Source organism: Thioclava sp. UBA3469 (assembly GCF_002378135.1).
Classification (GTDB): Bacteria; Pseudomonadota; Alphaproteobacteria; order Rhodobacterales; family Rhodobacteraceae; genus Thioclava; species Thioclava sediminum.
The window spans coordinates 1-7,118 of the sequence record NZ_DFRG01000187.1 but is presented as its reverse complement, the minus strand read 5'-3'; the positions used below and the strand labels follow the sequence as shown (position 1 = coordinate 7,118).

Annotated in this window: 5 protein-coding genes and 3 pseudogenes; 4 read left to right on the top strand and 4 right to left on the bottom strand. The window is 59.9% G+C overall.

The window, feature by feature from the left end; genetic code table 11:
* The first annotated feature begins 41 nt into the window (after window positions 1-41).
* The 4 genes and pseudogenes from B3D39_RS13555 to B3D39_RS13540 form a co-directional block, all read left to right on the top strand.
* Window positions 42-689: a 5-formyltetrahydrofolate cyclo-ligase gene (locus B3D39_RS13555; protein ID WP_078523308.1), complete on the top strand. Its 648-nt coding sequence runs from the start codon at window positions 42-44 to the stop codon at window positions 687-689.
* Window positions 690-769: 80 nt separating this feature from the next.
* Window positions 770-1,153 (top strand): hypothetical protein, encoded by a 384-nt coding sequence (locus B3D39_RS13550; protein WP_078542318.1) that lies wholly within the window; start codon window positions 770-772, stop codon window positions 1,151-1,153.
* A gap of 557 nt (window positions 1,154-1,710) precedes the next feature.
* Window positions 1,711-2,736, top strand: coding sequence for a CBS domain-containing protein (locus tag B3D39_RS13545; RefSeq protein ID WP_078523306.1), 1,026 nt, complete (start codon window positions 1,711-1,713; stop codon window positions 2,734-2,736).
* A gap of 212 nt (window positions 2,737-2,948) precedes the next feature.
* Window positions 2,949-3,137, top strand: a pseudogene (locus tag B3D39_RS13540) (IS5/IS1182 family transposase); the annotation flags it as partial.
* 73 nt (window positions 3,138-3,210) lie between these two features.
* Here the strand turns inward: B3D39_RS13540 and B3D39_RS13535 are convergent.
* The 4 genes and pseudogenes from B3D39_RS13535 to B3D39_RS13520 all read right to left on the bottom strand — a co-directional run.
* Window positions 3,211-3,858 (bottom strand): annotated as a pseudogene (locus B3D39_RS13535) (transposase); the annotation flags it as partial.
* 204 nt (window positions 3,859-4,062) lie between these two features.
* Window positions 4,063-5,661: a serine hydrolase gene (locus B3D39_RS13530; protein WP_143594834.1), complete on the bottom strand. Its 1,599-nt coding sequence runs from the start codon at window positions 5,659-5,661 to the stop codon at window positions 4,063-4,065.
* Between the two features lie 522 nt (window positions 5,662-6,183).
* A complete protein-coding gene (locus B3D39_RS13525; protein WP_168173880.1) occupies window positions 6,184-6,354 on the bottom strand; it encodes a hypothetical protein in 171 nt (56 codons plus the stop codon).
* Between the two features lie 173 nt (window positions 6,355-6,527).
* Window positions 6,528-6,989: pseudogene (locus tag B3D39_RS13520) on the bottom strand (transposase); the annotation flags it as partial.
* Window positions 6,990-7,118: the final 129 nt, after the last annotated feature.

Here is a 7,118-nt window from a genome sequence, read left to right as displayed (position 1 = left end):
ACGATCTTTCCGCCTCAGAAACGTAAGCGGATGGCATAGATATGGATGACGATGCTACCGGAGGAGCCCCCGCCTGCTTTGCCCATCTTCTGGTCGATGGGCACCTGGTCGATCCCGAGGCGGCACGCGATGTGGCGCGATTCAGACGGGCGGAGCGCGCTCGGCTTGTGGCCGCGCGGGCCTTGTCCGCAGAAGATCGAGAGCGCGCGACCGTCCGGCTGATTGACGGTCTCGACCGGACAGTTCCTCTCGATGCCCGCCTCACCGTGGCTGTCTATTGGCCGATCCGGGGCGAACCGGATCTGCGGGGCTGGATGGGCAAGGCACATGAGGCCGGGGCCGAAGTCCTGTTGCCCGTCGTCATCGAACGAGATGCGCCGCTCGAATTCCATACGTGGACCCCGGATTGCCGCATGGTGCGCGGCGTCTGGAACATCCCCGTGCCAGCCGCAGGCGAACCTCGCACGCCCGACCTCGTGATCGTCCCCCTTGTCGGTGTCGACACGACGCTTCATCGCCTCGGAAACGGGGGAGGCTATTACGACCGCACGCTCGCCCGTTTTGATAAGAAGCCGCGGATCGTTGGTATCGGCTTTTCAAACTGCGTCTTGCCCACCATCTACCCGATGCCTTGGGATGTGCCGATGGACGAAATTATTCTGTCGGATGGCACCCATTTGACGAGATAGTGCAGAGAGGAACTGTGTCGCTGCCTCGTCACGCTTCTATGTAAAGGTATCCGCCCAAGTTCAGCGCCAATGGTTGGCCGATGTTTTACTTCTTGAACCAGGCGGGGGTGACGAAGGCTCAAGCGATTGAAGCATTGAATGGAACCGTAGCAGTCTACGCGAATAGCAAAGCCAACGCCTTAGAGCGATTGAGAGGCCAACGAAGCGCGCTCAACGCTGCTGGAGGGCAAGCTGTGCCAATCCTCGCAAAGATGATCGACGGGGATTTTGCTGGTCTTTTTGAAGAGGAGGATGATCGCGCGATAGCCAGAGCCATTCAGGCGCTACCGGACGGGTTCGACAATTTTGAACCGGTGTATGACCTTCTTCTCAACCTGTTTGATAGCGCCGGAACTGATAGCGCGAAAAAGGGCGGTGTCTTTAGAGCCTTAGCACCTCTAGACGAGTTGGCGTTTTTGCCGTGAATCGCCGATGAATGAGCCACCTCCCCCGAGAAGGAAAGTTAGCAGGCAGCTGGACGGCTCCCAATAACCACAATCAGACCTGACCCATTCCCGCCGCTTTACGCCCAATCAGCTAACTCCGGCGGGCTTACTGGCAATAAGCTGGCCGGCTGAACTGGCCGCTGTGGGGCCTTCGCCTGCCGGACAATGCTGGACGTCGCCGCCAAATGCTGGTTCGGAGGCATTGCGCGGCAGCAATGGCTGTCGCGCGAATGTCCACAAAAGGCCGAAACCGACGAGCCAGGTTGTTCGGGGCGGGGAGCGGTCATTCGCGGCGCAGGGATCAAGGCCCGCAATGTGCAGAAAGAAAGCTTCTGCATAGCCAGGGCCGTCAGCAATAGGGTAGGGGTGCGGCCGGTCCCTAGCTGTCATTCTTTCTTTTGGATTTAATCAAGCCGTGGCATAAATTACCGCAATGGAATATCGAGGCCTCCGCCTCGTCCTCCACGTATGGGACTGCATAGAAGCGTCCGGGCAATTCACCGCGATCGGAACGGGATGATCGGAGGGGCACCAAATTGAACAAGGAGTTCGAAGAGGTCAAAGCCGACATCGGCGAAGGAAAGGAAGCTTCGACGACGGTCCGAGAGTTGCTTCGCTGGTTCGGTGCCCGCAGGCGCCGCACCGGCGTCGTCAAGAGAATACAAACCGAGTTGGATAATGCGGGTATCATAACCAGCCCAGATTTCACTAAGGTCTGGATTGACGCAGAAATAACGTTCAAGAAAGCGCCGGTTGCAGCGGCTGCTACCAAATCTACCGGTAGCGACCAAGGCGAGGATGGTGCAGCCTATGCCCCAAAAGAGGCAAACTTCCTCATCAGCATGCTCAAGGCGGCCAACTGCGGTGTGGTTTCGGTCAACCCGCAGGATACCGTCGAGAAGGCGATTACCCTGATGCTGGCGCACGATTTCTCGCAGCTGGCGGTCATGTCGAACGAGCACACGCTGAACGGTGCGATTAGCTGGAAGACGATCGGCAAGCGCTTGAGCCACGAGAATAATCTCGTCGAAGTGAGAGACGCCATGGAGACGGCCGTCGCTCTGGAAGAAAGCGAAGCGCTGTTCAAAGCTACGAAATTGATCATCGAGCACGAATTCGTCTTCGTCCGATCCTCAACCGACAAGAAGGTTACTGGCATCGTCACCGCGACAGATCTGAGCGAGCAATTTCAGTTTCTATCAGAGCCATTTCTCCTCATCGGACAGATTGAGAACCAGATCCGAAAACTGATGAATGGAAAGTTCACTACCCAGACTTTGCAGGAGGTCTGTGGCGACACGGACTCGGAGAGAAGGGAGCGAATTCAATCTGTCGTAGACCTAACGTTTGGTGAGTATCTTCGGATAATTCAGAAGCCAGAGAACTGGAAACTGCTCGACCTTCGCGTAGACAGGGGCGTATTTTGCGCTGAGCTGGATAAGGTCCGCGAAATCCGAAACGACGTGATGCACTTCGATCCGGACGGGATCGACGAAGAGCAATACGATCAGTTGAGACGGTTCTCAGGGCTGATGGACGAACTGGATGCCTTAGCGCAATAGATATAGGCATCCACCCGGATGTGCGCGGAACTGACCGACCGCGCGTCGCCAGGGCCGATGGACGATCCGTGATAGCGCTGCGGTGGCCTGCGAGCATCTGGAAAGAGCTGGTCGGGGCCTTCGAGGCGCCCTGTTCGAATGGCAGCTTCGGGCCGAGGCTGTGTGGAAACTTAAGCCCATGGTATACTTTCGCAAGGCAGCGGGAGGCACGGATGGCGGGTTTCATCGACGGCATCGACCGGGAGCAAACCACGCTTTTCCCCGAGCGCGTCGACGAATGGATTAGTGAGGATCATCTGGTCCGTATCATCGACCTCCTCGTCGATGAGCTTGATCTTCGCGCGCTCGGGTTCGGACGTTGTGTGCCTGCTCGAACCGGTCGCCCGGGCTACCATCCATCCTGTCCGTCGTGAGATGATTTGGGACACGAGGGCCTGATCGAGAACGGAGGGCCTGGCTCGTTGTGGTTTCAGTTTATGCCGCGGTCTGGCGATGCAGCAAGCGGCGCTTCTCGATGGTTTTGGCTTTGATCTCCTTTCGTGTTTTCAGGATGGCTTCGGCCCTGCCGAGATAGACGTCGGCGGGCGCGAGGTTGCCCAGGCTCTCGTGGTAGCGGTGATGGTTGTAGTGGTCGATGAAGTCGCCGATCGCCTATTCCAGAGCGCCGGGCAGGTAATAGTTCTCGAGCAAGATGCGGTTCTTGAGGGTCTGGTGCCAGCGTTCGATCTTGCCCTGGGTCTGAGGGTGGCGGGGAGCACCCCGGACGTGATCCATGCCCTCGTCAGCAAGCCAGTCGGCCAGTTCCCCGGAGATGTAACTGCTGCCATTGTCGCTGAGCAGCCGGGGCCGGTTGGCAACTGTGGCCTGATTGCAGCCGGACGCGACCAGAGCATCTTCCAGTGTCGCGGTCACATCAGACGCCTTCATCGTCGTGCAGAGCCGCCAGGCGATGACGTAGCGGCTGTAGTCGTCGAGGATGGTCGAGAGGTAGAACCAGCCCCAGCCGATGACCTTCAGGTAGGTGAAGTCGGTCTGCCAGAGCTGGTTCGGTCGGACCGTCTTCTCGTGGAACTCCTCTGCCGCCTTGATCACCACGAAGGCCGGGCTGGTGATTAGGTCATCTGTTCGTTTTCTTCCGGCACCCGTTGCACCAGCCATTGGATGCAAGTTGGCATCCGATGTTTCGTGAGGCATTTGCCTATTTTGCGCCGCGTTTGATCGCTGATGACCGCTCGGTCGCGAAACTCACCCGCTGAGAAGGCCGCAAAGGGCGATGACTGAGCACTTTGGGAGGACTGAGGGGCATTTTGCGCACACCCGGCTGTGTTAGTCGGGGCGTCGAAAGATGCCGAGATGTTCTTCGTTCAGGTGTTCGATCTGCATTTCGGTGGCCGGTCCGGGGGAGGCTGCGCGAAAGGTGACGCGCGAGACCGAACCTGCGGGTTGGTTCTCGGTCACCGGATAGACAACGAAGGTGTCACCATCCCAATGGCGCATGGGCAGCGCTCGGTGGTCCGGGCCAAGCGTTAGCACAAGCGATCCGTTGGTCTCAGAGATCGAGGCGGGGCCGAAATAGGGATTGTCATAGGTGCCGACATAGGTTTGCGCGGGCGCTGCCTGGGCAGGGTCAGCGGGGGGCTTTGCACCCACCAGCTGCCCCACAGGGGCCGATAGCGGCGCCATGATCGGGGCATAGGCCGCCAGCCAGTCGTGGGTATCCCTCCCCAGTTCCGCGCGATCGAGGAAGCTCGCGGTGATGGCTTCGGCGGCCCCTGTCGGCGGTGCATTGGTCAAGACGACGATGCCCAGATCGAGCTCGGGCAGCATTGCGACACTTGTCGATGCGCCCAATGTGAAGGCCCCGGAATGGCTTAGCATCACACGGCCTGACCAGCGGGTATCGACATTGAAGCCAAACCCATAGGCGCCCGCGCGCGCAGAGACCGCCATCGGCGCGCCTCGGATCATCTGCGGGGAGGTTGCAGGCAGAAGCGCCTCTTCAGAGATCAGGCGCGTCCCGTCCGCCATACCGCCGCCCAGCACCATCGCCATCCAACGCCCCATGTCGTGCGCGTTGGAGCTGACCCCGCCCGCCGGGCTTTGCGCGTCGGGCTGGCGTTTGTCGGAGATCACATAGCCATCGCCACCCGGCACATGGCTTGCGGCCCGATTGTCCCGCGCCATGTAATCGGCATGGGTCGAGCTGGTCGCGCCCATGCCAAGAGGCGCATAGAGCGCCGTCTCCGACAGGCGCGCCCAATCCTTGCCTGCGGCCGTGGCCACCGCTTGGGCTGCAGCCGTAATGCCGAAATTGGTATAGGTGTATTGCGCCCGGAATGGGCCTTGGGGCAGCAGAGCGAGCCGCTTGAGGATTTCGCTCCGGTCGAACCCGATATCTTCCAGATCGTCTCCGGCATGATCGGGCAGGCCCGAGCGATGCGCATAGAGATCGGCGATGGTGATATGTTCGTTGATCCACGGATCGCCCAAACTGAAGGCGGCCAGAAAATCGTGGATCGGGCTGTCCCATTTGACGCGGCCTGCGGTCACTTGGGTGGCGACAACGGTGGCACCGACGGGCTTTGACAGCGAGGCGAGAAGGAAGACCGTCTCGGGATCGACGCCCTCCGGGCTTCCAACGGCGCGCTTGCCAAAGCCGCGCGCATAGACGGTGCGTCCGTTATGAACCACAGCGACCGCCAGTCCGGGAATGCCGGTTCGCTTGAGGATATCCTGACTGAGATCATCCAATGTCGAGATCGCCGCCGTGATCCGCGCGTCCGGAACGGGAAGCAGCACCGTCATGGGCGGCGCGGGCATCGGCTTGGGCAAGGCCAGCTCGGGCAGCGGCTGGGTCGTCTGTGCCGCCGCAGACAAAGGCCCGGCCATAAGACTGGCCAAGAGCAGCGCGCCGCCCAGCAGCATGTAATGCGCGTGACTACGTCTCGAACGGCCCCGTGCCTGTGGCGCGTCGGAGGGTGCGGGGCGTTCGGCTTGTTGTCTCAAAGGGTTTTGCGGCATGGCTCGGAAATGTTTTTGGACGACCTCACAGCATCTTGACAGAAGTCGCGCGAATTAAAAGGTTTGGATCTTTGTAAAGCTGGCGTGACCCGAGTTCTCGCCTCCGGCCATAGCTCTCTAAGTGCCGATCCGAGCCTTGTCGCGCGCCTCAAAGGCCCACAGGGCCTCTTGCAACTCCAGCGCATCAATGCCGTCGCGATCCTGGCCAGGCCTCCGTCAGCCGCATCGTATGCCACGCCGCAATTCCGCCCTCGGGTGGATATTGGAACCGGGGAAAGGCAGTCCGCATTTCGCTCGATGTTCGTAGAGCGGGACCGGCGCGTCTGTCGGATTGGCGCAAGTCACGCCGACGGGGCAATAGTGGCGCTGCAGCGCGACCACGCGCTCGAAGAAGGGCAGGCCAAGCAGGGTCGGCTCTCCGCCCGGTCAGGCAAACTGCACCTCGCGCTGCCCCGCCTTGACGCTCGCCGCGATCAGATCGCGCATATAAGTTTCGAGAACTGCATCTGACATGCGGAACTTCTTTTCCTGCGGGTAGAGATGTTCCTTTTCAAGGTAATAGCAATATTTGCAGTCGATATTGCAACGAGGCCGCATTGGCTTGGTCGTCACGGCAAAGGGCCGGGAGGGGCGTCATCGGATCATCCTTGCTTGGGGCGCGGGCGACGCTAGGCCAGCGACAGGTTCGCGCCGCTTGAAGGGTCGAAAACGTGCCACGTGTCGGGTTGAACGGTCAAGTCGATCAGATCGCCGATACCGGGCAGGTGGTTGTTCACGTCGGCGGAGATCAGGCTGGCATCGACGGCAAAGCCCTTTCCGGAGACCGGCCCCTCCTTCAGGCACCGCTCCACAGTGGCTTCAAACACCTGTCGCAGCAGGTTGCTTTCGCGGAACTTGGCGTGGCGATGCCGCGAGAAGGTCGAATGATCCGGGACGTTGCCCTCTAGGCCCAACCGGCAGAACCAACGATAGGCCAGGTTCAGGTGAACCTCGTTGCACAGGCGTCCTTCGGATCGGATGCCCATGACGTAGCCGATCACCAGCATCCGAATGATCAGTTCGGGGTCGATGGAGGGGCGGCCAAGGTGGCTGTAGAACGGTCGCAGCGCGTCCCGCAGGCTGTCGCCGTCAAGGAACAGATCGATCTCTCGCAGCATATGATCGGCCGGGACATGACGGTCCAGATTGAAATCATAAAACAGCTGCACTGGAGCGTCCTGCCGACCCATCATCCCGAAATCCTCCCATCCCCTCATCGACGAGTGAATCGAAAGACTTGCCGCACTGCAACAAAGACTTTTTCAATAGAATGGGCGGAAAGCTGTCGTTCGCTACAAAGACAAAGTGGTGCCTCTATCGTT

Coding starts and splice junctions, on each gene's coding strand:
- B3D39_RS13525 (WP_168173880.1), bottom strand. CDS start 6,354: ATGCGGCCTCGTTGCAATATCGACTGCAAATATTGCTATTACCTTGAA.
- B3D39_RS13555 (WP_078523308.1), top strand. CDS start 42: ATGGATGACGATGCTACCGGAGGAGCCCCCGCCTGCTTTGCCCATCTT.
- B3D39_RS13530 (WP_143594834.1), bottom strand. CDS start 5,661: ATGCTGCTGGGCGGCGCGCTGCTCTTGGCCAGTCTTATGGCCGGGCCT.
- B3D39_RS13550 (WP_078542318.1), top strand. CDS start 770: ATGTTTTACTTCTTGAACCAGGCGGGGGTGACGAAGGCTCAAGCGATT.